The 23,326-nt window shown below is 68.0% G+C and carries 24 protein-coding genes; 9 read left to right on the top strand and 15 right to left on the bottom strand.

The features are described 5' to 3' along the window. Nucleotides 1-216: 216 nt before the first annotated feature. Both J2X58_RS12850 and J2X58_RS12845 read left to right on the top strand, forming a co-directional pair. Complete coding sequence (locus tag J2X58_RS12850) at nt 217-1,059, top strand: class I SAM-dependent methyltransferase (protein WP_090175273.1); 843 nt, start codon at nt 217-219, stop codon at nt 1,057-1,059. Beyond that, entirely contained in the window at nt 1,060-1,593 is a 534-nt protein-coding gene (locus tag J2X58_RS12845) for a pseudouridine synthase (protein WP_090175274.1), read from the top strand. Nucleotides 1,594-1,637: 44 nt separating this feature from the next. Here J2X58_RS12845 and dgoD read toward each other — a convergent pair whose 3' ends face one another. The 8 genes from dgoD to J2X58_RS12805 are packed head-to-tail and all read right to left on the bottom strand — an operon-like array spanning nt 1,638 to nt 9,667. After that, on the bottom strand, nt 1,638-2,789 hold the full coding sequence (gene dgoD, locus J2X58_RS12840; RefSeq protein ID WP_310048625.1) for a galactonate dehydratase: 1,152 nt from the start codon (nt 2,787-2,789) through the stop codon (nt 1,638-1,640). A gap of 2 nt (nt 2,790-2,791) precedes the next feature. Next, nucleotides 2,792-3,403, bottom strand: coding sequence for a 2-dehydro-3-deoxy-6-phosphogalactonate aldolase (locus J2X58_RS12835; RefSeq protein ID WP_310048624.1), 612 nt, complete (start codon nt 3,401-3,403; stop codon nt 2,792-2,794). A 5-nt stretch (nt 3,404-3,408) separates the two neighbouring features. Continuing rightward, the gene (locus J2X58_RS12830; RefSeq protein ID WP_310048622.1) at nt 3,409-4,218 is read right to left on the bottom strand and encodes an SDR family oxidoreductase; all 810 of its coding nucleotides are present in this window, start codon (nt 4,216-4,218) and stop codon (nt 3,409-3,411) included. After that, on the bottom strand, nt 4,215-5,117 hold the full coding sequence (locus J2X58_RS12825) for an SMP-30/gluconolactonase/LRE family protein (protein ID WP_310048620.1): 903 nt from the start codon (nt 5,115-5,117) through the stop codon (nt 4,215-4,217). Before J2X58_RS12825 ends, J2X58_RS12830 begins: the two co-directional genes overlap by 4 nt. Next, nucleotides 5,117-6,118 carry an L-arabinose ABC transporter permease AraH gene (gene araH, locus J2X58_RS12820; protein WP_090056051.1) on the bottom strand — a complete coding sequence of 334 codons (1,002 nt, stop codon included), beginning with the start codon at nt 6,116-6,118 and terminating at the stop codon, nt 5,117-5,119. Before araH ends, J2X58_RS12825 begins: the two co-directional genes overlap by 1 nt. A gap of 8 nt (nt 6,119-6,126) precedes the next feature. Next, a complete protein-coding gene (gene araG, locus J2X58_RS12815) occupies nt 6,127-7,653 on the bottom strand; it encodes an L-arabinose ABC transporter ATP-binding protein AraG (RefSeq protein WP_310048619.1) in 1,527 nt (508 codons plus the stop codon). Nucleotides 7,654-7,655: 2 nt separating this feature from the next. Next, nucleotides 7,656-8,645 (bottom strand): arabinose ABC transporter substrate-binding protein, encoded by a 990-nt coding sequence (locus tag J2X58_RS12810; RefSeq protein WP_090056055.1) that lies wholly within the window; start codon nt 8,643-8,645, stop codon nt 7,656-7,658. 23 nt (nt 8,646-8,668) lie between these two features. Further along, the gene (locus tag J2X58_RS12805; RefSeq protein ID WP_090175278.1) at nt 8,669-9,667 is read right to left on the bottom strand and encodes a 2-dehydro-3-deoxygalactonokinase; all 999 of its coding nucleotides are present in this window, start codon (nt 9,665-9,667) and stop codon (nt 8,669-8,671) included. 104 nt (nt 9,668-9,771) lie between these two features. Between J2X58_RS12805 and J2X58_RS12800 the strand changes: the two genes are divergently transcribed. Next, on the top strand, nt 9,772-10,647 hold the full coding sequence (locus J2X58_RS12800) for a LysR substrate-binding domain-containing protein (RefSeq protein ID WP_090056059.1): 876 nt from the start codon (nt 9,772-9,774) through the stop codon (nt 10,645-10,647). A gap of 31 nt (nt 10,648-10,678) precedes the next feature. Here J2X58_RS12800 and J2X58_RS12795 read toward each other — a convergent pair whose 3' ends face one another. From J2X58_RS12795 to rpsU, 5 genes are all read right to left on the bottom strand, one after another. Next, nucleotides 10,679-11,296: a DedA family protein gene (locus J2X58_RS12795; RefSeq protein ID WP_090056061.1), complete on the bottom strand. Its 618-nt coding sequence runs from the start codon at nt 11,294-11,296 to the stop codon at nt 10,679-10,681. A gap of 91 nt (nt 11,297-11,387) precedes the next feature. Continuing rightward, the gene (gene dnaG, locus J2X58_RS12790; protein ID WP_310048615.1) at nt 11,388-13,133 is read right to left on the bottom strand and encodes a DNA primase; all 1,746 of its coding nucleotides are present in this window, start codon (nt 13,131-13,133) and stop codon (nt 11,388-11,390) included. 52 nt (nt 13,134-13,185) lie between these two features. Next, nucleotides 13,186-13,359, bottom strand: coding sequence for a DUF1328 domain-containing protein (locus J2X58_RS12785; protein WP_090056066.1), 174 nt, complete (start codon nt 13,357-13,359; stop codon nt 13,186-13,188). A gap of 230 nt (nt 13,360-13,589) precedes the next feature. Beyond that, a complete protein-coding gene (locus J2X58_RS12780) occupies nt 13,590-14,033 on the bottom strand; it encodes a GatB/YqeY domain-containing protein (RefSeq protein WP_090056068.1) in 444 nt (147 codons plus the stop codon). A gap of 133 nt (nt 14,034-14,166) precedes the next feature. Further along, nucleotides 14,167-14,382, bottom strand: coding sequence for a 30S ribosomal protein S21 (gene rpsU, locus J2X58_RS12775; RefSeq protein ID WP_029213735.1), 216 nt, complete (start codon nt 14,380-14,382; stop codon nt 14,167-14,169). Between the two features lie 65 nt (nt 14,383-14,447). Between rpsU and tsaD the strand changes: the two genes are divergently transcribed. From tsaD to J2X58_RS12750, 5 genes are all read left to right on the top strand, one after another. Beyond that, entirely contained in the window at nt 14,448-15,488 is a 1,041-nt protein-coding gene (gene tsaD / locus J2X58_RS12770; RefSeq protein WP_090057057.1) for a tRNA (adenosine(37)-N6)-threonylcarbamoyltransferase complex transferase subunit TsaD, read from the top strand. 153 nt (nt 15,489-15,641) lie between these two features. After that, complete coding sequence (folB, locus tag J2X58_RS12765; RefSeq protein ID WP_090056070.1) at nt 15,642-16,001, top strand: dihydroneopterin aldolase; 360 nt, start codon at nt 15,642-15,644, stop codon at nt 15,999-16,001. Further along, the gene (locus tag J2X58_RS12760; protein WP_310048612.1) at nt 15,998-17,266 is read left to right on the top strand and encodes a mechanosensitive ion channel domain-containing protein; all 1,269 of its coding nucleotides are present in this window, start codon (nt 15,998-16,000) and stop codon (nt 17,264-17,266) included. The genes folB and J2X58_RS12760 overlap by 4 nt, the downstream gene beginning before the upstream one ends. A 1-nt stretch (nt 17,267) precedes the next feature. Further along, on the top strand, nt 17,268-17,759 hold the full coding sequence (folK, locus tag J2X58_RS12755) for a 2-amino-4-hydroxy-6-hydroxymethyldihydropteridine diphosphokinase (protein ID WP_310048609.1): 492 nt from the start codon (nt 17,268-17,270) through the stop codon (nt 17,757-17,759). A 60-nt stretch (nt 17,760-17,819) separates the two neighbouring features. Beyond that, nucleotides 17,820-18,674 (top strand): DUF6159 family protein, encoded by an 855-nt coding sequence (locus J2X58_RS12750; protein ID WP_310048607.1) that lies wholly within the window; start codon nt 17,820-17,822, stop codon nt 18,672-18,674. Here the strand turns inward: J2X58_RS12750 and J2X58_RS12745 are convergent, their stop codons facing one another. Then, nucleotides 18,675-19,412: a pteridine reductase gene (locus J2X58_RS12745; protein WP_310048606.1), complete on the bottom strand. Its 738-nt coding sequence runs from the start codon at nt 19,410-19,412 to the stop codon at nt 18,675-18,677. Nucleotides 19,413-19,553: 141 nt separating this feature from the next. Further along, entirely contained in the window at nt 19,554-20,492 is a 939-nt protein-coding gene (locus tag J2X58_RS12740; protein WP_310048604.1) for a hypothetical protein, read from the bottom strand. 721 nt (nt 20,493-21,213) lie between these two features. On the opposite strand from J2X58_RS12740, the gene J2X58_RS12735 reads away from it, so the two are divergent. After that, nucleotides 21,214-23,322 (top strand): TonB-dependent receptor, encoded by a 2,109-nt coding sequence (locus tag J2X58_RS12735; RefSeq protein WP_310048603.1) that lies wholly within the window; start codon nt 21,214-21,216, stop codon nt 23,320-23,322. Nucleotides 23,323-23,326 lie beyond the last annotated feature (4 nt).

Below are 23,326 nucleotides of genomic sequence, written 5' to 3'. Positions count from 1 at the left end.
GCATCATCCACGATCCCGCGTCGCGATTCCGTGGGAATGCACGCACGAACCGCGAATACCCTCTTTCGTGGGAGCGGACCTGGCCGCGACAGCTTTTCGCGACACGCTCAGGCCGTGTTCCGCCCGGCACGTAGCCGTCGCGGCCAGGTCCGCTCCTACCACCGCGGGGGGCATGCTAGCCTTCCCGCCCACCATCCCAACGCATCGGTACGCGCCATGAAGAAGTTCGTCATCGCCAGTGTGATCGGTCTCGCCGTGTCGGTCGGCGCGCAGGCCTTCCAGGCCGACCAGCCCGCCGCGCCCACGGCCCCGGCCAGCGCGGGCACGGCCAGCGCCGCCCTGATCGACAAGGCCGTCGCCGGCACCTGGCGCACGCCCGCGTTCGTGGCGCGCGACAAGTACCGCCATCCGGCGGAGACCCTGAAGTTCTTCGGCGTCCGTCCGGACATGACGGTGATCGAGATCTATCCGTCGGGCGGCTGGTACACCGAGATCCTCGCGCCGTACCTCAACCCCAACGGCCATTACGTCGCCGCCATCGAGAAGGGCTCGAAGGGCGTGACGGCGATGAAGAACAAGTTCGCGGACAAGCCGGCCCAGTACAAGCTGGCCGAGATCCGCGAGTTCGATCACAAGGCGCCGGACCTCGGCAAGCCCGGCTCGGCGGACATGGTGCTGACCTTCCGCAACGTGCACAACTGGGCCGCGGACGGCACGGCCGAGGCGATGTTCAAGGCGTTCTTCGCGGTGCTCAAGCCCGGCGGCGTCCTCGGTGTCGAAGACCATCGCGCCGACAAGGGCAAGAAGGTCGACGACGTGGTGAACTCGGGTTACCTGCCGACCGATTACGTGATCAAGCTCGCGACCGACGCCGGCTTCCGGCTGGACGGCCAGAGCGAGGTCAACGCCAATCCGAAGGACAACCACGATCATCCGAAGGGCGTGTGGACGCTTCCGCCGGTGCTCGAACTGGGCGAGACGGACAAGGCGAAGTACCAGGCGATCGGCGAGTCGGACCGCATGACCCTGCGCTTCGTGAAGCCTGCTTCCGCGAAATAAGTGCTGCTCGCGTTGAACAAGCCCTTCGGGGTGCTCTGCCAGTTCACCGACGAAGGCGGCCGGCGCACGCTGGCCGACTTCGTGACGCAGAAGGGCGTGTACGCCGCCGGACGGCTGGACCACGACAGCGAAGGCCTGCTGCTGCTGACCGACGACGGCAAGCTGCAGCACCGGCTGGCGGACCCGAAGCACAAGCAACCGAAGACGTATGTGGTGCAGGTCGAGGGGACGCCGACGGAGGAAGCACTCGAACGCCTCCGTCGCGGCGTCACCCTCAACGACGGGCCGACGCTCCCCGCGGGTGTCGAGGCCATCGACGAACCCGACTGGCTATGGCCCCGCGATCCGCCCGTGCGTTTCCGCAAGACGGTGCCGGATGCGTGGCTGCGCATCGTGCTGCGCGAGGGGCGCAACCGGCAGGTGCGGCGCATGACGGCGGCGGTGGGATTGCCGACGTTGCGGCTGATCCGTGAATCGATCGGAGAGTATCGGCTGGACGGGCTGGGCCTGGGCGAGACCCGGCTCATTCGCTAGCGTGGATCGCCGATCGCATCGGCGATTCCGGTTGGACGAACGGTTCACCACTCCGCGACCGACCCATCCGGGTGCCGCCACAGCGGATTGCGCCAGTCGGCGACGTCGCGGTTGCGTTCGATCACCAATGCCTCGTCGACCTCGATACCGAGGCCGGGTGCCGTGAACGGATGCGCGTAGCCGCCCTCGTCGAGCTTCAGGGCGTCCTTGTTCACGACGTAGTCGAGCACTTCGCCGCCGCGGTTGTAGTGGATGCCGATGCTCTGCTCCTGCAGCGTGGCGTTCCAGGCGACGAAGTCGACGTGGAGGCACGACGCGAGCGCGATGGGGCCGAGCGGGCAATGCGGCGCGAAGGCCACGTCGTAGGCTTCGGCCATCGCGGCGAGCTTCACGCATTCGGTGATGCCGCCGGCGTGCGAGAGGTCGGGCTGGATGATGGAGATGCCGCCACGCTCGAGCACGTGCTTGAACTCGAAGCGCGAATACATGCGCTCGCCGGCGGCGATCGGAATCGACGTCTGCGCGGCGATGCGCGGGTAGTACTCGGCCTGTTCCGCGAGCACCGGTTCTTCGATGAAGAGCGGGCGGAAGGGCTCCAGTTCCTTGACCAGCACCTTGGCCATGGGCGCGGACACGCGGCCATGGAAGTCCAGGCCGAACTCGATGGTGTTGCCGAAGGCTTCCCGGATTTCCGCGACGCGGCCCACCGCCGCGTCCACGGCCTTGCTCGATCCGATGATGCCCATCTCCTCGCAGCCGTTCATCTTGAACGTGTCGAAGCCGTGCGCGAGGCGTTCGCGGATCTGCGCGATGACGTCGGCGGGCCGGTCGCCGCCCACCCAGCAGTACGTCTTCATGCGATCGCGCACGCGGCCGCCGAGCAGTTCGTAGACGGGTGCGCCGAGCGCCTTGCCCTTGATGTCCCACAGCGCCTGGTCGATGCCGGCCATCGCGCTCATGAAGACCGCGCCGCCGCGATAGAAACCGCCGCGGTACATCGTCTGCCAGATGTCGTTGATGCGCGCCGGATCCTTGCCGATCACGAACTCGGAGAGCTCCTGGACGGCGGCCTCGACGGTGCGCGCCCGGCCTTCGACCACCGGCTCGCCCCAGCCGACGATGCCTTCGTCGGTCTCCATCTTGAGGAACATCCAGCGGGGAGGAACGCGGTACGTGGTGATCCGGGTGACTTTCATGTTCAGACCGAGCGGTAGGCTTTGACGAAGGCGGCGGCGCGCTCGCGCGTGCGCGAGACCGGCTGTCCGGGTTTGTACAGATCGCTGCCGAGTCCCGCGCCGATGCAGCCGGCGTCCAGGTACTGGCCCAGATTGTCGGGCGTGACGCCGCCGACCGCCAGCAGGGGCACGTCCGGCGGCAGCACCGCGCGGATCGAGCGGATGTACCCCGGGCCCAGGTTGGACGCCGGGAACAGCTTCAGCGACTGGGCTCCCGCGGCCAGGGCCACGAAGGCCTCGCTGGGCGTCGCGAAGCCGATGGACGCGTACATGCCGCGCTTGATGCCCTGGCGTACGACCGCCGCGTCCGTGTTCGGGGTCACCAGCAGATGGCCGCCCAGGTCGGCGACCTCGTCGACGAGTTCCGGGGTGAGCACCGTGCCCGCGCCTACCAGCGCGCGGTCACCCGCTGCCTGCACGGCCAGCGGGATGCTGCGCCGCCAGTCGGGCGAGTTCAGGGGGATCTCGATGGCGTCGAAGCCCTCGGCGATCAGCGCCTCGACGTGGTCGACGGCTTCGTCGGGCGTGATGCCGCGCAGGATCGCGACGAGAGGGAGGGCGGTGGGCCAGGCCATGGGGATCACTCGTGATAGAGCTGGGAACGGCCACCGTCGATGCGGATGTCGGCGGCATTGATGTAACGGGCTTCGTCGGAGGCGAGGAAGAGCGCGGTGTACGCGATTTCTTCCGGTGTCCCGATGCGCTTGTTGGGCAGGATCTCGGTCTGCTTGCGGCGCTCGGCCTCCGGGTCCGGCGCCGCGGCGAAGCCGGCCTCGGCGATGGCGGTGAGCACGAGCCCCGGCGAGATCGAATTCACCCGGATGCCGCGCGCGGCGTATTCGATGCCCAGCGCCTTGGTCAGGCCGATCAGGCCGTGCTTCGCCACGGGGTAGGGGAAGCAGTGCGGAATGATCTTGTGGCCGTGCACCGAGGCGATGTTGACGATGCTGCCGCGACCGAGGCCGAGCATGCCCGGCAGCACGGCCTTCGCGCAGTTCCAGGCGCCCTTGAGGTCGACCTCGAAGCAGCGCGTCCATTCCTCGTCGCTCAGGGACAGGGGATCGTTGAAGACGTTGATGCCCGCGTTGTTCACCAGCACGTCGGGCGCGCCGAAACGCTCGGTCGCGGCGTCGACCATCCGCTGGATGGCGTCGGGGTGCGTGACGTCGGCCTCGAAGAGCATGGCCTTGTCGGTGTTCAGTCCCGCGAGCGTCTCGCGTGACTGCGCGTTGTCCTCGAGCACGTTCAGGACGACCGACGCCCCATGCGCGGCGAAGAGCTTCGCGGTGGCGGCGCCGATGCCCTGCGTGGCACCGGTGACGATGGCGACCTTGCCGGCGAGGCGGGGCAGGGGCGTCGTGCGCGGATCGGGCTGCATGCCGGCGCTCATGCGCGCACCTCGTGGCCGTAGCGGGCTTCGGGAAGGCCGCGGCCACGCGGCGGCGTGCCGATGAAGATGGCGCCGTCGAACGGCTCCACTTCGGCGAGGTATTTGTTGGCTGACGTGATGACCATGCGGTCGAGATCCTTTCCTGCGAAGCTGACGCAGCTGGGCTGCCGCGCCGGAAGATCGATGGTGGCGTCGATGCGGCCGTCCGGCGCATAGCGCACGACGCGCGACGCGCCCCATTCCGCGTTCCAGACGTAGCCCTCGGCGTCGACGGTCGAGCCATCCGGCTCCATCCCCGCGCGCAGCCCGGCGAACACGCGGATGTTGGCGACGTCACCCGTGGCGGCATCGTAGTCGCACGCCATGATCTGCGCGGTGGGCGAATCGGTGAAGTACATCGTGCCGCCGTCGGGGCTGAAGCAGATGCTGTTGGTGATGGCGGCCTTGGGCAGCGCGAGGCGGTGGAGCCGGCCGTCGTGCGTGAAACGCCAGAACGAGGCGATCTTCGCGGGGCTTCCGTCGTCGTTGCGCGGGCCGGATTCGTTGAGCGTGCCGAAGACGAAGTTGCCGGCGCGGTCGCAGCGCCCGTCGTTGGCGCGCATGCCGGCCAGGTCGGGCTCGATGTCCGCCAGCACCTGCAGCCTGCCGTCCTGCGTATAGAAGCGCGCCACCTGCTTCTCCATGGCCAGCAGCAGCACGCCCGGCTCGTGCGTGAGCGCGAAGCAGCAGACACGTGCGGGTAGCGTGTGCTCGTCGATGTGACCCGTTTCCGGGTCGTAGGCGTACAGCGTCGACGTGGCGATGTCGGTCCAGCGGACGCGTTGGGTGAGGTCGTCCCAGATCACGCCTTCGGCATGGGCCTGGCGGTGGCCGGACAGCGGTTTGAAGGTATCGGTCATCAGCGGGCCTGTCTGCGGTTCTTGAGCTGGTCCACCAGCACCGCGATCAGCAGGATCGTGCCACGGACGAGGTACTGGTAGAAGGCGTCGATGTTCATGAGGCTCATCGCATTCTGCACGGTGCCCATGATGAGAACGCCAACGATCACGCCGCTGATGCTCGCCCGGCCGCCCATGAGCGACACGCCGCCCAGCACGCAGGCGGAGATCACGTTGAGTTCGAAGCCTTCGCCCGCGTTGGGCTGGCCGCTGGTCATGCGCGAGGCGAGGATGATGCCCGCGAGCGCGGCGATCACGCCCTGGATGAGGAAGATGGCGATGCGCACGCGGTCGACCGCGACGCCGGCGAGGCGCGAGGCATCCGGGTTGCCGCCGATCGCCAGCGTATTGCGGCCGTAGATGGTCTTGTTGAGCAGCACGCCGAAGACGACGAAGCAGGCCAGCGTGACCCAGACCGGCACCGGCAGGCCGAGCACCGAGGCGCTGCCGAGCGTGAAGAAGGCTTCGTTGCTGACGCCCACGGCCTGGCCGTGCGAGCTGATGAAGGCGAGGCCGCGCACGATTTCCATCGTCGCCAGCGTGGTGATCAGGGCGTTGATCTTGAGCTTGGCGATCACCGCGCCGTTGACGAATCCGACCAGCGCGCCCGCGGCGAGGCTCGCCGCGACGCCGATCGCGACGCTGCCGGTGGCATTGGCGACGATGGCGCAGAACACGCCCGCGAACGCGACGGTCGAGCCGACCGAGAGGTCGAAGTCGCGCGACGCGAGGCAGAACATCATGGTGCACGACACCATGCCGATCTGCGACACGGACAGCAGCAGGCCGACCATGTTGTCCCACGAGAAGAAGTACTGCACCGAGGCGCTGAGCACCGCGAACAGCGCGATGAAGATCAGGATCAGGCTGTAGTCGTCGACGACCTGCCAGAACAGGGCGCGGCGGCGCGTGGCCGGGGTGTCGCGGGTGGCGCCGATGGCGGCGGCGGAGGACTCGGTCATGGGCTGTCTTACCTGGCAGGCGTGGGGGTGGCGCTGGCGCCTTCGGGGAGGGCGGCGGCGAGGACGTTGGCCTCGTTCGCCTCGTCTCGGCTGAACTGGGCGACGATGCGTCCGCGGCACATGGCGATCACGCGATCGGACACGCCGAGCACTTCCGGCAGTTCGCTCGAGATCATCACCACCGCCACGCCGCGCCCGGCCAGCTCGTAGAGCACGTTGTAGATTTCGTTCTTGGCGCCGACGTCGATGCCGCGCGTGGGTTCGTCGACGATCAGCACGCGCAGGTCGCGCTCCGCCAGCCAGCGCGAGAGCACGGCCTTCTGCTGGTTGCCGCCGGAGAGCAGGCGGATTTCCTGCCGGCGGTGCGGCGTGCGGATGCGCAGGCGGTCGATGTAACCGTCGGCGGTCTTCGCCTCTACGCGGTCGTTGACGAAGAGTCCGGCGACGAGATGGTTGCGCCGCGCGCTGATGTTGATGTTCTCGGAGACGGAGCGGACGCCGATGATGCCGTCCTCCTTGCGATCCTCCGGGCACAGCACCAGGCCGTGGCGGATGGCGTCTCGGATCTGCGACGGCTTCACTGGCTGGCCGTCGACGGCGACGTCGCCGGTGAGGCGGCGGTCGGCGCCGTAGATGACGCGCATGATCTCCGAACGGCCCGCGCCGACGAGGCCGAAGAAGCCGACGATCTCGCCCGCCTTCACCTCGAAGCTCACCGGCTGCTGCACGGCGCGGCCCGAGACGTTCTTCACGGAGAGGCGGATGTCGCCATGCTCGCGGGACCGGTAGCCCCAGATGTCGCCGATGTCGCGGCCGACCATGCGCTGCACGAGGGTGTCGCGCGTGACGCCGTCGAGCGTGTCGAAGTCGGCCACCTTGCGGCCGTCGCGGAAGATCGTCGCGGCGTCGCACAGTTCGAAGATCTCGTCGAGGCGGTGCGAGATGTAGATCATCGCCTTGCCCTGCGCGCGGAGGTCGCGCACGAGGCGGAACAGCACCTCGGTCTCGCGATGCGACAGCGAGCTGGTGGGTTCGTCGAGCGCGAGGATCTTCGCGTCGCGGAGGATCGCCTTCACGATCTCGACCATCTGCCGCTGGCCGATCGAGAGCGCCTTGAGCTTCGCGCGCGGATCGAGGTCGACGCCGAGCGCGTCCAGGCGTTCGCGCGTCCACGCCAGCGCGCGGCGCCGGTCGACGAGGCCGAAGCGCGTCGGCAGGCGGCCGAGCAACAGGTTCTCCATCACCGAAAGTTCGGGTACGTACTGGAGTTCCTGGTGGATGACCGCGACGCCCGCGTCGATCGCGTCGGCGGCCTTGCGGAAGTCCATCGCGCGACCGTCGATCGCCACCTCGCCCTCGTCGGGGATGTATTCCCCGCCGAGGATCTTCATCATCGTCGACTTGCCCGCGCCGTTCTCGCCGAGCAGGCCGTGCACGCTGCCGGCGCGCACGCTGAAGCCGACGTCGGAGAGCGCGCGCACGCCCGGGAAGCTCTTCCCGATGTGGCGGAACTCGAGGCGCGGAGCATCCGTCATCGTCAGAGCCCCATTTCCTTGCGCACCTCGGCCGAGTTGGCCTTGGTGATCAGCTGGCCGGTGGTCAGCGTCAGCTGCGGCGGCGCCTTGTCGTTCTTGATCCACTCGTACATGTTCACCGAGGTCTCATAGCCGTGGCGCTTCGGGCTGATCAGCACGCTGCCGAAGAAGCCGGTCGGCTCGCCCTTGGCGAACTCGTTGAGCGCCGAGTTGCTGCCGCCGATGCCCACGCCGATCATGTTGTCGGCACGGAAACCGCGACCCTCGGCGGCACGCACGGCACCCAGCACGGCCTCGTCGTTGAGACCGAACGCGACCCAGTGCTTGTACTTCGGATTCTGCGTGATGGCGATGTTCGCGGCGTTGAACGCGTTCTCCGTGTCCGTCTTGGCTTCCGGGGCGTTGACGATGTTGGCGGTCGGGAAGCCCGCGGCGGTCAGCGCGGCGATCGCGCCGTCGGTACGCTCCTTCGCGGTCGGCAGCTGGTCGTAGGAGATGCGCAGGGCGCCGGTCTCTTCCGGATTCCAGCCGCGTTTCTTCATTTCGTCCGCGATCGCCTGGCCGACCTGCTCGCCGATCTTCGAGGCCGAGATGCCCATGTGCGGGACCGTGTCGATCGCGTTGCCCGAACCGTCGACGAGGCGGTCGTCGACCGTCATGAGCTTCAGGCCATCCGCCTTCGCCTTGGCGACGATGGAGGGGCCCAGCTTCACGTCGGGCGTGCAGATGATGAAGCCCTGCGCATGCTGCGACTTGAGATTGTCGATGGCGGTAAGCACCTGGCCGCCGTCCGGCGCGCCGATCTTAACCAGCGTGAAGCCTTTTTCCTTCGCCGCCTGTTCGGCGTACTTCCATTCGTCCTGGAACCACGGTTCCTCGGGCTGCTTCACGACGAAGCCGATCTTGACCTGGTCGTTGCCGCCCGACGAGCAGGCGGAAAGCGTCAGGGCCAGTGCGAGCACTTTGAGGCCAGTGGCGATCTTGTTCTTCATGCGGTCCCTCCTCTTGGATTCAGTCAGTCGACCAGGCCGCGTTCGCGCGCGACGGCGATGGCGCCGTAGCCCGCGAGGTCGCGTTGGTCGTCGTCGTCCAGCACCGTGACGGTGCCGGAGAAGAAGTCGTCGCCTTCGACCAGGCGGGCGATGGCTTCGCGCAGGATCGGCTTGCCGCTGATGACGAAGCGGGTGCCCGGGCTCATGCGGATGGCGCTGGAATTCTTCAGCGTCAGCAGATCGGAGCCGAGGACGGCACCGAGCAGGAAATTGGCGCGCGCGTTGGCGTCGTACACGGCGAACTGGTCGAGGATGCGCACGCTGAAGCAGGCGCGGCCGAGACCGATCTTCTTCGCCGAGTTCGCGCCCGCCAGCAGCATGTCCGTGTCGACCTGCTTCGCGAAACCTTCCTTCAGCGACCCCGCGAGGATCGTGTCGTGCGAGATCACGTGCAGCAGTTCGCCGGCGAGCGTGGTGACGCAGCCCTCGATGCGCCGCTTGCCGTCGATGCTGACGAACTTGGAATGCGAACCCGGCAGCACGATGACGGTGGGTTCGTCGATGCCGAGGCGCTCCACCAGCGCGAAGGATTCGACCTCCTCGCCGCGCATCATGTCCATCGCCTCGCAGTTGTGCAGGCCGATGTGATCGACGGCGTTGCGCACGCCGGGAACGAACCAGATCGGATCGCGCCACACGTTGGGCACGAGGCTTTCGCGCATCGCGCCGGCGAGGTCGCCGATGCCGGCGGCGGCGGGTACGTGCGGAATCTCGCAGAGACCCACGTTCGATGTGATCATGCCCGAGGCGATCACGCGGCCGATGTCGGCTTCGCCGAGCGACGCCGTCGCCAGCGCCTCGCCGATCGTCTCGCGCACGCCTTCTTCGAGCTTCGTCTTGCTGCCGGTGATCGCGGTGTCGCGCACGCCGACCTGGCGGGCGGCCTGACCGGCGACGTCGCCGTCCTTCCAGACGGTGACCCGCGTGTTGGTGGTGCCGGTGTCGATCGTGAGGATGTTCATCGATGGTCCGCTCGAAATCGCCCCGGATTCTTGGCGTTGCCTGACAAGGCAGGCAAACTAGAATTTCTTCGGGGTTTCCCCAAGTTTTTTTGAATGAGTCCGCAATGAAGCGCTCGCTACCCCTCCATGCCGTGCGCGTGTTCGAGCTTGCAGCGCAGCATATGAGCTTCACGAAGGCCGGCGAGGAACTCTCGCTGACGGCCGCGGCGGTCAGTGCGCAAGTCAAATTGCTGGAGTCGTACCTCGGCACGCCGCTGTTTGTGCGGAGCAACAATCGGCTCTCGCTGACGGCGGCCGGCGAGAACTATTTTCCCCGTATTCGCGACGCGTTTCGTGCGCTGCAACATGCCACGGATCAGCTGATGGGGCAGCGCGACGCCTCGTTGCGGGTCGCCGTTCCCCCGACGTTCGGTACGAAGTGGCTCGTGCCACGGCTCTTTCGGTTCTTCGCGCGGCACCCGGCGATCGCCGTCGAGGTCGTGACCGACGGTGGCGACGAGGGCACGTGGGACCTCTCCGTCGACGATCGCGTCGTCGAAGGTGTGGAGCAGTCCATCCTCGTGGTGAGCGGCTACACGCCGGTGTGCGCGCCATCGCTCGCGGGCGCGCTGCGCGGACCCGAGGATCTCGCCGCGCAGATGCTCCTCCACGAACGCCCGGGGCGTCGCGCGGCCGCGGCGGTCAGCTGGGACCAGTGGTTCGAGCGGGCTGGCGTGGAGCCGGGGCCGGTATCGCGGGAGATGGGGTTCGGCGACGGCACGATGATGCTGCAGGCCGCCATCGAGGGGCAGGGCGTGGCGCTGGCGCAGGAACTGCTGGTGGCCTACGACCTCGCGGCCGGACGCCTGGTGGAGCCGTTCCGCCTTCCGCTACCGCTCCAGCACACGTATTACCTTGCGGTGTCACGCGACGCGGCCGATCGCGAGGAGCTGGCGACGTTCCGCGCATGGCTCACCTCGGAGCTCGCGCCCGCGGCGTGACGATCGCCTACCGAAGGGTGGGGGTGGCGCTTCAGCCGCAGTCGCGGGCCGCGCGCTTGCGCCGCCACCAGATCACGCCGAGGGCCAGCAGCGCGCCGGCGATGGCCAGCCATACGCCCGTCTGGCCGCGGTGGATCCACATCGCCAGCCACTCGTGGTTGTGCGCGCCGAAATACCCGAGGTACACCCAGATCGGCACGCTGATGGCGGCCGCCAGTCCATCGAGGAGGAGGAAGCGGAAGAAGCCGACACGATGCGTGGCGCCGGCGGTGATGAATACCGCGGTGCGCATGCCGGGCAGGAACCGCGCGACGAACATCATGCGATTGCCGTAGCGCTCGAACTTCTCCTGCACCTTGGCATAGCGCTCGGGCGTCAGCAGTCGCGCCACGAACCGCCAGCTCATGATCCGGCCGCCAAAATGACGACCGAGCAGGAACATCGTGGAATCGCCCACCAGCACGCCCGCCATGCCGACGCCGACCATGGTGTGGACGTCGCCGTAGCCCAGGCCCGTGATGATGCCGCCGGCCACGAGCGTGATGTCCTCGGGCAGCGGCAGGCCCGCCCCGCAGAGCATCAGCGCGAAGAAGACGGCGAGGTAGCCGTTCCTTCCGAAGAAATCGACGAGGTCGTTGAGCAGGTCCATCAGTGGTGCGCGAAGCCGGCTGGGGCCGGTCCCCTGGAGGTACGAAGTCGGGATGATCCCACGGATCGCGTTACGGCTGCGGTGCGATGCATCATTCGCCATCCATGGGTGCGGGGGTCGCGCGGGCCGCCAGGAGCACGCGAAGTTCGGCTTTTTCGGTGTCGTCGAGCACGCCTTCGCGCGCGCGGGCGATCAGGTACTCGCGACGTTGCGTCGTGGCCTGGCGCTGCATCTGGGCCAGCGCGTCGAGGAATTCGACGCGCTGCATGTCCGCCTCGCCGATCACCTCGGCGGCCATGAGCTTCTGCAGCGACGCGTACTCGGGCCGATCCATGAAGTGCTCGACGAGCACGGCCGGGTTGATGCCGGGGCGCGCACGGGCCACGTCGACGAGTTCGGCGAGCAGGCCGACCCCCGGTCGGTCCAGGCGCAGGAAGGCGTAGGGCGGCTCGACCTCCTCGGCCAGCGCCGGCTGCGCGAGCAGCAGCGTGATGGCGCTGCGGACGAGGCTGCGCTGCACGTTAGCCGGACGGGCCTGGGCAAGACGGGCATTCGCCTCCGGCTCGGCCTCGAGCACGGCGCGGGCGCCGGTGCGCCGCTGCAGTTCCTGGCCCATCAGGTCGCGGAACGCGCCGTCCGGCAGGCGCGCGATAAGCGGTCGCGCCCGTTCGGCCAGGCGGGCCCGGCCATCGATCTTCGAGGTATCCACATCGCGGGCCAGTTCCTCGAAGAAGTACTCCGACATCGGCATCGCGTCGGTCATGCGCTTCTCGAAGCCCTCCTTGCCTTCCTTGCGGACCAGTGTGTCCGGATCCTCGCCATCGGGCAGGAAGAGGAAGTGCGCCTGGCGGCCGTCGCGCATGCGCGGGAGGATCGACTCCAGCGCACGCCACGCGGCCTGCCGGCCGGCGCGGTCGCCGTCGAAGCAGAAGTAGACGTCGGGAGCGGCGCGGAAGAGGACTTCGGCATGCTCCGGTGTGGTCGCGGTGCCGAGGGTGGCCACGGCGATGGGCAGGCCGGCCTGGTGCAGGGCGATGACGTCCATGTAGCCCTCGACCACCATGATCCGGGTGAGGGTCTGGTTCGCCTGCTTCACCTGCCACAGGGCGAACAGCTCGCGACCCTTGTGGAAAAGCGGGGTTTCCGGCGAATTGAGGTACTTCGGGCTCTGCTCGGACGACAGCACGCGGCCGCCGAAGGCGATCACGCGGCCACGGCGATCGAGGATCGGGAACATGACGCGCTCGCGGAAGCGGTCGTAGCGGTTGCCGCGCTCGTTGCTGGCCACCATGCCGGCCTCGTTGAGCAGCTGGCGCCGCCGGTCGGTGCTGCCGAGAGCCTTGAGCACGCCGTCGAAACCCGCCGGCGCCCAGCCGATGCGGAAGCGCTTCACGATCTCGTCGTCGAGTCCGCGCCGGTCGATGTACGACCGTGCCTCGGCGCTGTTGCCGAGCTCGCGTTGGTAGAAGCTGGCCGCCTCGTCGAGCAGCGTGTAGAGGTCGCTGCGGTCCTCGCGCGGCTTGTCGTCGCGAGCGCCCTCGTAGGGCACCTTCAGGCCGACCGACTGGGCGAGTTCCTCGATGGCGTCGGGGAATTCGAGGCGGTCGTAGTCCATGATGAACTTGATCGCGCTGCCGTGGGCGCCGCAGCCGAAGCAATGGAAGAACTGCTTCTGGGGGCTGACATAGAACGAGGGCGAGCGCTCGTTGTGGAACGGGCAGCAGGCCGTCCATTCGCGCCCCGCCTTCTTCAGCGGGACGCGCCGTTCGATCACGTCGACGATGTCGACGCGGGTCAGGAGCTCATCGATGAAATTGTCGGGGATACGGCCACGCATGAGCCCCCTAGGATGCCACGCATCCGCTTCCGTATGGAGTCTGGCGGACTCGTCAGAACGCCATGTGGAACACGCCGATGACGGCGAGGATCGCGAGCACGAAGAGGATCAGGAAGATGGCGAAGCAGACCTTGGCGATCGTCGCGGCGATCCCCGAGACCCGGCTGAAGCCGAGCGCGCCGGTGACCAGGGCGATGAGGCCGAAGATGATGGCGTACTTGAGCATGGGAGACCTCCGTCAGGCGCCGGAGGAACACCCGCCAGTCGCGTGGGGGAGGATGCGGACGTGAACGTGGGGGTGTCGTGAAAGGGGCAGGTTGCCCCCACCACGGCGAGCCGTCGGTAGGAGCGCGCCCTGCGCGCGACGGCTTTTCGCCGCTGCGCCGATGCTGGCGCGCCAGCTCGCGGGCACGGCTCCAAAACATGTCGCGCGCAGGGCGCGCTCCTACGGGCGGATCAGGCCAGCTTCGCCTTCACCTTGCCCGCCACGGCGGCCATGTCGGCGCGGCCGGCGGCCTTTTCCTTGATCAGGGCCACGACCTTGCCCATGTCGCGGGCCGAGGTGGCGCCCGATTCGGCAATGGCGGCGGCGATGATGGCGTCGAGCTCCGCCTCCGACAGCTTGGCGGGGAGGTAGCCGTCGATGATGCCCATCTCGTAGCGTTCGATCGATGCCAGGTCGTCGCGGCCGGCCTTGTCGTACTGCTCGATCGAGTCGCGGCGCTGTTTCTGCATCTTTTCGAGCACGGCGAGCACCTGGGTGTCGTCCAGTTCGATCCGTTCGTCGACTTCACGCTGCTTGATCTGGGCCTGGACCAGGCGGATCACGGCCAGGCGATCCTTTTCCCCGCCCTTCATGGCGGCCTTCATGTCTTCGGTGATCTTTGCCTTGAGGCTCATTTCTTTTCTCCAGGACGACGAAAAGCCGGCTTCACCTTTCGGCAAAGCCGGCTCGGGATTTCCGCCTGAACGCGGCAGCGGCATAAACGCGCCAACCGCGACACCAGCCCGGCCACGGGGGCCGGCGGGTGCATCAGTACATGCGGGTCCGGCGCGTCGTGTCGCGGGACAGACGGCGCAGGTGGCGCTTCACAGCAGCAGCGCGCTTGCGCTTACGCTCCTGGGTCGGCTTTTCGTAAAATTCGCGCTTGCGCGTTTCGGCCAGCACGCCAGCCTTCTCGCACGTACGCTTGAAGCGGCGAAGGGCAAGCTCAAACGGCTCGTTCTCGCGGACTTTAACGCTCGGCATGGAAACTCCACTTGTTTAAACTGACCCGTGAGACCGGGTGAGCCGTGGATTATAACGTGATCGAAATGAAAAATTCAAAGCCCGTGCTAGGGGTGGAAACGTCCTGTGACGAGACGGGCGTCGCGCTGCTGCGCTGGGACCCCGAAAACCCGGGCCGCGGGCTGCTCTCCCATGCCCTTTTCAGCCAGATCGCCCTCCATGCCGAATACGGCGGCGTCGTGCCGGAACTGGCCAGCCGCGACCACGTCCGCAAGCTGCTCCCGCTGGTCCGCGAGGCCCTTAAGAGCGCCGGGCTCACCCCCGCCGACCTTGGCGGCGTGGCCTACACGGCCGGTCCGGGTCTGGTCGGCGCCCTGCTGGTCGGGGCCTCCGCCGCCCGCGCCATGGCCTGGGCCCTCGGCGTGCCGGCGATAGGCGTCCACCACATGGAAGGACACCTGCTGGCCCCGCTGCTCGAGGACGATCCCCCGGAACCGCCGTTCGTGGCGCTCCTGGTCAGCGGCGGTCATTCGATGCTGGTCGAGGTCAAGGCCATCGGCGAATACCGGATCCTCGGCGACACCCTGGACGACGCCGCGGGCGAGGCGTTCGACAAGACGGCCAAGCTCATGGGCCTGCCGTACCCGGGCGGTCCCGCGCTGGCGAAGCTGGCGGAGCAGGGCACGCCGGGCAAGTTTCGCTTCTCCCGGCCCATGGTCGATCGCCCGGGGCTGGATTTCAGCTTCTCGGGCCTGAAGACCCAGGTGCTGCTGGCCTGGCAGGCCTCGGACAAGAGCGAGCAAACCCGGGCCGACATCGCGCGCGGCTTCGAGGAGGCCATCGTCGATACGCTGGCCATCAAGTGCCGCCGGGCGCTGGAGGCCACGGGCGCGAAGCGCCTCGTGATCGCCGGTGGCGTGGGTGCGAACAAGCGGCTGCGCGAGCAGCTGGCGCAGGCCGGGCAGGCGGACGGGTTCCGCGTGTACTTCCCGCGTCTCGCGTTCTGCACCGACAACGGCGCGATGATCGCGCTCGCCGGCGCCATCCGCCTCGCGTCGGGTCAGCATCAGGACGAAACCATCCAGGTTCATCCGCGCTGGAATCTCGAGAGCCTGCCGGCGGCGTGATCGCGCCGGGGCCGCGGCCATGCGGCTCCTCGCGAAAAGCGGTCGCGCCCGGGTGCGCTCCCACGACATCTGGGGTGTGGGAGCGGGCCAGGCCGACTTGCGAAATCGCCGCACCTCGCCGACCCTGTACGACCCCCTCCACGCCCTGATTCCATGGACATCGTCTTCATCGAGGACCTGCGCATCGACGCGGTCATCGGCATCTACGACTGGGAGCGCCGGATCCGGCAGACGCTGTCGTTCGATCTCGAGATGGCCTTCGACAACCGTCGTCCGGCCGCGAGCGACGACATCGAGCACACGCTGAACTACAAGGCGGTGTCGAAGCGGCTGCAGGCGTACGTGGAATCGACGAGCTTCGGCCTCGTCGAGACGCTCGCCGAGCGCTGCGCGGAGATCGTCCGCGAGGAGTTCGGCGTGAGCTGGGTGCGCCTGAAGCTTTCCAAGCCCGGCGCCGTGCGCGGCGCGCGCGCGGTGGGTGTGCGGATCGAGCGCGGCACGCGTCCGGCATGATCGACCTCGGCGCCATGCTGGGCATGCTCGAAGAGACGATCGCCTCGCCCGAACTGCGCCGCGTGGTCCTCGTGGGCGGCCTGTTCGTCGCGGCGTGGCTCGTGGGTCTGCTCGGCCGGTTGTTCCTGCATCGCGTCGTGCGCGCCGCGACCCGGCACACGGCCTGGCGCTGGGACGACGCCCTCTACGAGTTCGGCGCGTTCCGCTGGATGGCGCGCATGCTGCCGGCCATCGTCGTCTACTACGGCATCGGGGTGCTCCTGCATCGCGAAGACGACGGCATCGCCACCTTCGTGCGCAACCTCGCCGTCTGCTGGATCATCGTGTGCGTGATCGCCGCGATGGGCCGCGCGCTGCTGGCGTTCGAATCGCTGTACAGCGCGACGCCGGCCGGAAAACGCTCGATCAAGGGCGTGGTGCAGCTGCTCCAGCTGGCGCTGTGGATCGTCGCGCTGGTGCTCGTGATCACCAAGCTCACGCACCAGAGCATCGGCCTGCTGCTTTCCGGCATCGGCGCGATGTCGGCCGTGCTCCTACTCGTGTTCAAGGACACCATCCTCGGCTTCGTCGCCGGCATCCAGCTGAGCACGAACGACATGCTGCGCGTGGGCGACTGGATCACGATGGCCTCGGCGGGCGTCGACGGCGACGTCATCGACATCACGCTGCATACGGTGAAGGTGCGCAATTTCGATCGCACCATCGTCACCGTGCCCACCTGGAAACTGATCTCCGAATCGTTCCAGAACTGGCGTGGCATGTCCGAGTCGGGCGGCCGGCGCATCAAGCGCGAGCTCTACATCGACGCCGCCTGCATCCGTTTCCTCGAAGACGACGAGATCGAGGCCTTCGGCAACGTACACCTGCTCAAGGCCTATCTCGCACGCAAGCGCGACGACATCCGTCGCTGGAACGAGGCGCTCGGCGAGGCGGGCAAACTGCCCGTCAATCGTCGGCGGCAGACGAACATCGGCGCGTTCCGGGCCTATGCCGAGGCGTACCTCGCCGCGCACCCCGATGTGCACGACGCGATGACCCGCATGGTGCGCATGCGCGACCCGGGTCCCCAGGGCGTGCCGCTGGAGATCTACTGCTTCACCAACACCGTCGTGTGGCTCGAATACGAGCGCATCCAGGCCGACATCTTCGATCACCTCATCGCGATCCTGCCGGCTTTCGGGCTGCGACCGTTCCAGCAGCCGTCGGGCGGCGACGTCCGCGACGGCGTCGGCGCGTTGCGACAGTCGATCGCGGAGGTGGCCTGACATGGGTCGCGCCTGGCTCAGCCTCGGTTCCAACGTCGATGCCGAGCACTGGCTGGCCGTGGCGGTCGCGGAACTGCGCGAGCGGTTCGGCGCGCTCGACGTGTCCCCGGTCTACCGGAGCAAGGCGGTGGGCTTCGACGGTCCGGATTTCCTGAACCTCGCGGTCGGCCTCGACAGCGACCTCGGTCCGGAAGACCTCAACGACTGGCTGCACGCGCTGGAGGACCGCCACGGCCGCGTCCGCAGCGGCGACCGTTACGCCAGCCGCACGCTGGACGTCGACATCGTGCTGTACGACGACCTCGTGCTCAGCGGGGAAGGGCACCTCGAACTGCCCCGCGGCGAGCTCCGCCACGCGTTCGTCCTCAAGCCGATGGCCGACATCGCGCCCGATGTCCGCCACCCCGTCGACGGACGCAGCATGGCCGAGCTGTGGGCGGCCTTCCCCTGGGAAAGCGAGCCGCTCTCGCCGGTGGCCAACTTCTTCCCCTAGCGACGCCCCCACCAAGATGCTACAACGCGGTCCACATCGGACCGCCAGGGGAGCAGGGGAATGGGCAAGTTCACACGCAGTTGGGCGCTCATGAAAGCCAGCGCCAACATCCTTCGCCAGGACAAGGAGCTCATGCTCTTCCCGCTGCTCGCGGGCGTGGCGTCGCTCATCGTCATCGCGAGCTTCGCATGGCCGATCTTCTCGCTGGCCTCGCACGGCCAGGCGGGATTCGAGGGGCAGCGGCAGAGTCCTTCCACGTTGTTCCTGCTTGTCAGCTTCGCGTTCTACGTCGTGCAGTACGGCGTCGTGATCTTCTTCAACGTCGCCCTCGCCGCGGCGGCGCTGATCCGTCTCGGCGGCGGCAACCCCACGCTGGGGGACGGCATGCGCGCCGCCACGAGCAAGCTGCCGAACATCATTGGCTACGCGCTGATCGCCGCGACGGTCGGCATGATCCTGCGCGCGTTGCAGGAGCGTTTCGGCCTCATCGGCCGCATCGTCGTCGGCATGCTGGGCTTCGGCTGGACGGTCGCGACCTTCCTCGTGGTTCCGGTGCTCGCGGCGCAGGACATCGGCCCGGTCGACGCGGTGAAGCGCAGCGCCTCGCTGCTCAAGCGTACGTGGGGTGAGAACCTCATCGGCAACGCGGGCATCGGCCTCGCCGGCGGCATCCTCACCTTCTGCCTGATCTTCGTCAGCGCGATCCTGTTCTTCCTCGCCGCGAGCACGCAGTCGTTCGCACTGATGATCGCCGTGGGCGTCGCCGCCGTGATCGGCCTCGTCGCACTCAGCCTGTTCCAGACGGCGATGCACGGCGTGTATTCCGCCGCGCTCTATCGCTACACGGAAGAAGGCGATCCGGGCCGGGGCTTCGACGTCGCGCTGATCGAATCGGCGTTCCGCCCGAAGAACTGATCAGATGTTCAGGGCGCGTCCGCCGTCGACGCGGACGACCTGACCCGTCGTGTAGTGCGCGTCGAGCAGCAGCCAGCGCACGGCTTCCGCGACATCCGCTGGCTCGCCCTTGCGAGCCAGCGGCGTTTTCGCGATGAGCGCTTCGGCGGCTTCTTCGGGTTTACCGGACGCCGGCCATAGGATCGCTCCGGGTGCGACGGCGTTCACGCGGACCTCGGGCGCGAGATCCTTCGCCAGCGAGAGCGTGAGCATTCCCAGCGCGGCTTTCGCCATCGAGTAGATGGGGTGTTGCGCGAGGGGGCGTTCGGCGTAGATGTCGACGATGTTGACGATGCTTCCGCCGCTGGCGCGTAGCGCCGGGGCAGCTGCCTGCGAAAGGAAGAACGGCGCGCGCGCGTTGGCGGCGAAGAGATCGTCCCACTGCGCCGGCGTCGCGCTGCCGATGGGCGTGGGATAGAACGACGATGCGTTGTTGACGAGGCCATCGAGACGGCCGAATCGCGCCGTCACGTCGGCGACCAGCCGGGCAGGGACGTCCGCCTCGCCCAGGGCGCCGGCGAACGTCGCGGCGCTGCCCGCGCGAATGCCGTCGAGCTCGTCCGCGAGCGCGCGCGCCTCGTCGGCCGAGCGGTGATAGTGGATGGCGACGTCGCAGCCTGCTTCATGCAGGCGACGCACGATGACCGCACCGACACGGCGCGCGGCGCCGGTGACGAGAACGACCGGTGGTTTGCTCATCGTGACTTCCCTCGCTTTCCGTGGCGCGGGTAGCGTGCCGCAATCGCCTGGCCGTGGGAAGCGCGCTGTCGCGGAAGGTCCCGTTGGAGCGCACCTGGGCGCGATGGGTGCTCGCGCCAGACAGCGCCTTCGCGGCGGTTTCTAGCGGGTCGCCGACTTCGAACGGGACGCGGTCTTCTTCGGAGCTTTCGCCGTGTTCGCCGCCGCGACCTTCTTCGTCGTCGCGCGCTTGCGCACGGCAGCCTTCTTTACCGCCTTTACGGCAGGAGCCTTCGTTGTCCGCTGCGAGGCGGGCTTGGCGGCCGCTCCGTCGACCGAGCCCTTCGAGCGCGAGCGCACGCGCGTCTTCGTCGGGGGTGCCGAGTCGCGCGCGGCGCGTGCTCCACCGGTTTCCTTCGTATCCTCTGCGCCGGCAAGATCGGTGATGCTCTCGTCCCGATGATCCACGGTCGCCACCTTGCGCTTCGTCGCCTTGCCGCCCGGCGGCTCGTCGTCGATGTGCACCTCCCCGCTGAACAGATCGATGGCCGTTTTCGCGACCTGGCCGGTGTCGTAGTACGCGTATGCGCCGACACCCAGCGCACCGACGATCGGCAGCCAGCGGGAGATGCCCTTGCCGACGGCGCGTTTCGAGACGCTGACGCCGATGCGACTCGCCACGCGCTGGAGCACGCTCGTGGCGGCGGTGCGGAACACGAGTCGATCGCCGACGCGAATCGCGACATCGCGAAACGCCTGCGCGGCGGTATGGCGGAACAGGCACCAGAGCATCTGCTCGCGGCCAAGCTTCGCCGTCTTGCCGTAGGCGGCCGCGATGTCGCTGACCAGCTGGCCCTGGATGCGCCAGATCGCGACCAGCTCGGGCAGCACGGTCAACCAGCCGAGCGGCCCGGGCGGCAACGCCAGCGAGCCGGCGGTAAGGGCGGCCTTGTTCGCGGCCGCGCTCGCCAGCCGGCGGCACTCCTCTTCCGCCGTGCCCTTGCTGGCGCGGGGCACTTCGCTGTCGGGGATGCGGCTGACGAATTCGAGGATGGCCCGGGCGACGGGGCTGTCACCGCGGTCGGCGCCCGAGGCGGGCACGATTTCTTTCGATGTCGATGAAGGCTCACGGCTCGCCATCGTCGTCTCCACGTATGCGATGGCGCATCGTCGCGTCGGCGGCGTAAACGAACCGTGTCTGCAGGAGCGGACCCGGCCGCGACAGCATTTCGCCGCGGTCCCCAAGGTGGCGCGCCAGCAGGTCCCACAGACAGGGCCTCCGGCCGTTGTGGGAGCGGACCTGGCCGCGACGGCTCTTCGCCCCGGTCCCCAAGGTGGCGCGCCAGCGTCGGGGTCACGGCCTCAAAGATGTCCCACAGGTGCGGGCTCCTAGGCCGTTGGAGCGGACCTGGCCGCGACGGCTCTTCGCCCCGATCCCCAAGGTGGCGCGCCAGCTTCGGGGCGCGGCCTCAAAAGATGTCGCGCCCAGGTGCGCTCCCACAGGTGCGGGCTCCGAGGCTGTTGGAGCGGACCTGGCCGCGACGGCTCTTCGCCCCGGTCCCCAAGGTGGCGCGCCAGCGCGGGGTCACGGCCTCAAAGATGTCCCACAGGTGCGGGCTCCGAGGCTGTTGGAGCGGACCTGGCCGCGACGGCTCTTCGCCCCGGTTTCCAAGGTGGCGCGCCAGCGTCGGGGCACGGCCTCAAAAGATGTCGCGCCCAGGTCCGCTCCCACGACGGTGGCCGGCTTCCGAGGAAAGTGACCGGAAAGGTCCGGGGTACACACTGTGTTGAAACAATATAACGTTCCCCGGACACGCCCCCCATGACGCCTGCACGCCTCGCTTTCAGCATCGCCCTCGCCCTGTCCGTCGCCCCCGCCTTCGCGGACGACGCGGCACCTCAGAAAGCCACCACGCTCGGCGAGGTGGACGTGTCTGCCCGCCTCGACGAGGCCCGAAACAGCCTCTCGCCCGATACCGGCAGCAGTCAGTACGTGATCGATCGGCAGACCATCCAGGCCCTGCCGCTAGGCGACTCGACGCCGCTGAACCAGGTGCTGCTGCAGGCGCCGGGCGTCGTGCAGGATTCGTACGGGCAGCTGCATGTCCGTGGCGACCACGCCAACCTGCAGTACCGGGTGGACGGCGTGATCATCCCCGAAAGCATCGGCGGCTTCGGGCAGACGCTCGACGCCCGCACCATCCAGAGCGTGAAGCTGCTCACCGGTGCGTTGCCCGCCCAGTACGGCGACCGCACCGCCGCGGTGGTCGACATCACGACGCGCACGGCGGCGAAGGATAGTGTCGGCGGCAGCGTCGGCATCACGGGCGGCCAGTTCGGCACCGTGAATCCGAACGCCTCGCTGTTCGGGCGCAGCGGCCGGTGGAGCTGGTTCCTTACCGCGAACTATCTCGAGAACGATGTCGGTATCGAGAATCCCACCTCCAGCCGGAAGCCGGTCCACGACCACACGAACCAGGTGAAGGCCTTCGGCGACGTGTCGTACCTGATCGACAACGACACGCGCCTGAGCTTTCTCTTCGGCGCCACCAACAACCGTTTCGAGATTCCGAACAACCCGGGTCAGACGCCGCAGTTCGGTTACCTCGACGTGACCAACTTCGACTCGGCGCGGCTCGACGAGCGCCAGCGCGAGACGACGCGGTTCGGCGTGCTCAGCCTGCAGGGCAAGCTCGGCACGACGGCTTACCAGGTCTCCGCCGGCCAGCGTTACAGCGGCCTCGATTTCACGCCCGACGACATCGGCGACCTCATGTTCAACGGCGTCGCGTCCGACGTGCGTCGCGCCAACCGCGCGAGCACCCTTCAGGCCGACTTCTCCACGCCGCTGGGCGACGACCACACGCTGCGCTACGGCATGTACGCGTCGTTCGAGCGCGCCACGTCCACGAACGACGCGCTCGTGTTTCCCGCGGACGCCGCCGGTAACCAGACCTCCACGACACCGCTGAACATCGTGGACGCCAGCCGCGTCATCGCCCGGACCTACGCCCTGTACCTGCAGGACGAATGGAGCATCGGCGAAAAGTGGACGGTGAACTACGGCGTGCGAGCCGACCGCTACGACGCGTTCCGCCCCGAGAGCCAGCTCAGCCCGCGCGTGGGCCTCGTCTACCAGCCGACCGACAGCACGACGATCCACGCGGGGTATTCGCGTTACTTCACGCCGCCCGCCTCGGAGTCGATCAGCCCGACGTCGATCGCGAAGTTCGCGGGAACGACCAACGCCCTGCCAGGCGACGGCAACGACACGCCGCTCGCCGAGCGCTCGAGCTACTACGACGTCGGCATCTCGCAGAAGTTCGGCGACGCCTGGACGGTCGGCCTCGACAGCTACTACCGGCGCGTGTCGCGCCTGCAGGACGAAGGCCAGTTCGGCGCGGCGCTGGTGTATTCGACGTTCAACTACGACCAGGGCAAGGTCAAGGGCGACGAACTGACCGTGAACTACGACGGCGGCGCGCTCACCGCGTATTTCAACTTCGCGTACAACCGCGCCGTGGGCAAGCGCATCATCACGGGCCAGTACAACTTCGATCCGGACGACCTCGCCTACATCGCCGACCACTTCATCCATCTCGACCACGACCAGAAATACACCTCGTCGGGCGGTATCAGCTATGCCTTCGCGGACACCACGCGCATCGGCGCCGATTACCTGTTCGGCTCCGGCCTGCGTCGCGACGGCATCGTTCCGAACGGCGCGACGCTGCCGTCGTACTTCCAGCTGAACCTCAGTGTCGCGCACGACTTCAACCTCACGTCGGCGGGCACGACCCATGCGCAGCTGGCGCTGGTGAACGCACTGGATCGCACGTACGAGATCCGCGACGGTTCGGGCATCGGCGTCGGCGCGCCGCAATTCGGTCCGCGCCGCGGCGTCTTCCTGTCGATCCAGCAGGATTTCTGAGGTG

It is taken from the genome of Luteibacter sp. 3190 (genome assembly GCF_031456385.1).
Classification (GTDB): Bacteria; Pseudomonadota; Gammaproteobacteria; order Xanthomonadales; family Rhodanobacteraceae; genus Luteibacter.
The sequence above is the reverse complement of the archived record's forward strand: the minus strand, read 5'-3'. Positions and strand labels throughout refer to the sequence as shown.

Coding starts and splice junctions, on each gene's coding strand:
- J2X58_RS12745 (WP_310048606.1), bottom strand. CDS start 19,412: ATGAGCAAACCACCGGTCGTTCTCGTCACCGGCGCCGCGCGCCGTGTC.
- J2X58_RS12800 (WP_090056059.1), top strand. CDS start 9,772: ATGAAGCGCTCGCTACCCCTCCATGCCGTGCGCGTGTTCGAGCTTGCA.
- folB (WP_090056070.1), top strand. CDS start 15,642: ATGGACATCGTCTTCATCGAGGACCTGCGCATCGACGCGGTCATCGGC.
- J2X58_RS12780 (WP_090056068.1), bottom strand. CDS start 14,033: ATGAGCCTCAAGGCAAAGATCACCGAAGACATGAAGGCCGCCATGAAG.
- J2X58_RS12850 (WP_090175273.1), top strand. CDS start 217: ATGAAGAAGTTCGTCATCGCCAGTGTGATCGGTCTCGCCGTGTCGGTC.
- J2X58_RS12735 (WP_310048603.1), top strand. CDS start 21,214: ATGACGCCTGCACGCCTCGCTTTCAGCATCGCCCTCGCCCTGTCCGTC.
- J2X58_RS12810 (WP_090056055.1), bottom strand. CDS start 8,645: ATGAAGAACAAGATCGCCACTGGCCTCAAAGTGCTCGCACTGGCCCTG.
- folK (WP_310048609.1), top strand. CDS start 17,268: ATGGGTCGCGCCTGGCTCAGCCTCGGTTCCAACGTCGATGCCGAGCAC.
- J2X58_RS12795 (WP_090056061.1), bottom strand. CDS start 11,296: ATGGACCTGCTCAACGACCTCGTCGATTTCTTCGGAAGGAACGGCTAC.
- J2X58_RS12805 (WP_090175278.1), bottom strand. CDS start 9,667: ATGAACATCCTCACGATCGACACCGGCACCACCAACACGCGGGTCACC.
- araG (WP_310048619.1), bottom strand. CDS start 7,653: ATGACGGATGCTCCGCGCCTCGAGTTCCGCCACATCGGGAAGAGCTTC.
- J2X58_RS12760 (WP_310048612.1), top strand. CDS start 15,998: ATGATCGACCTCGGCGCCATGCTGGGCATGCTCGAAGAGACGATCGCC.
- J2X58_RS12785 (WP_090056066.1), bottom strand. CDS start 13,359: ATGCTCAAGTACGCCATCATCTTCGGCCTCATCGCCCTGGTCACCGGC.
- tsaD (WP_090057057.1), top strand. CDS start 14,448: ATGAAAAATTCAAAGCCCGTGCTAGGGGTGGAAACGTCCTGTGACGAG.
- araH (WP_090056051.1), bottom strand. CDS start 6,118: ATGACCGAGTCCTCCGCCGCCGCCATCGGCGCCACCCGCGACACCCCG.
- J2X58_RS12835 (WP_310048624.1), bottom strand. CDS start 3,403: ATGGCCTGGCCCACCGCCCTCCCTCTCGTCGCGATCCTGCGCGGCATC.
- J2X58_RS12825 (WP_310048620.1), bottom strand. CDS start 5,117: ATGACCGATACCTTCAAACCGCTGTCCGGCCACCGCCAGGCCCATGCC.
- dgoD (WP_310048625.1), bottom strand. CDS start 2,789: ATGAAAGTCACCCGGATCACCACGTACCGCGTTCCTCCCCGCTGGATG.
- J2X58_RS12830 (WP_310048622.1), bottom strand. CDS start 4,218: ATGAGCGCCGGCATGCAGCCCGATCCGCGCACGACGCCCCTGCCCCGC.
- J2X58_RS12750 (WP_310048607.1), top strand. CDS start 17,820: ATGGGCAAGTTCACACGCAGTTGGGCGCTCATGAAAGCCAGCGCCAAC.
- rpsU (WP_029213735.1), bottom strand. CDS start 14,382: ATGCCGAGCGTTAAAGTCCGCGAGAACGAGCCGTTTGAGCTTGCCCTT.
- dnaG (WP_310048615.1), bottom strand. CDS start 13,133: ATGCGTGGCCGTATCCCCGACAATTTCATCGATGAGCTCCTGACCCGC.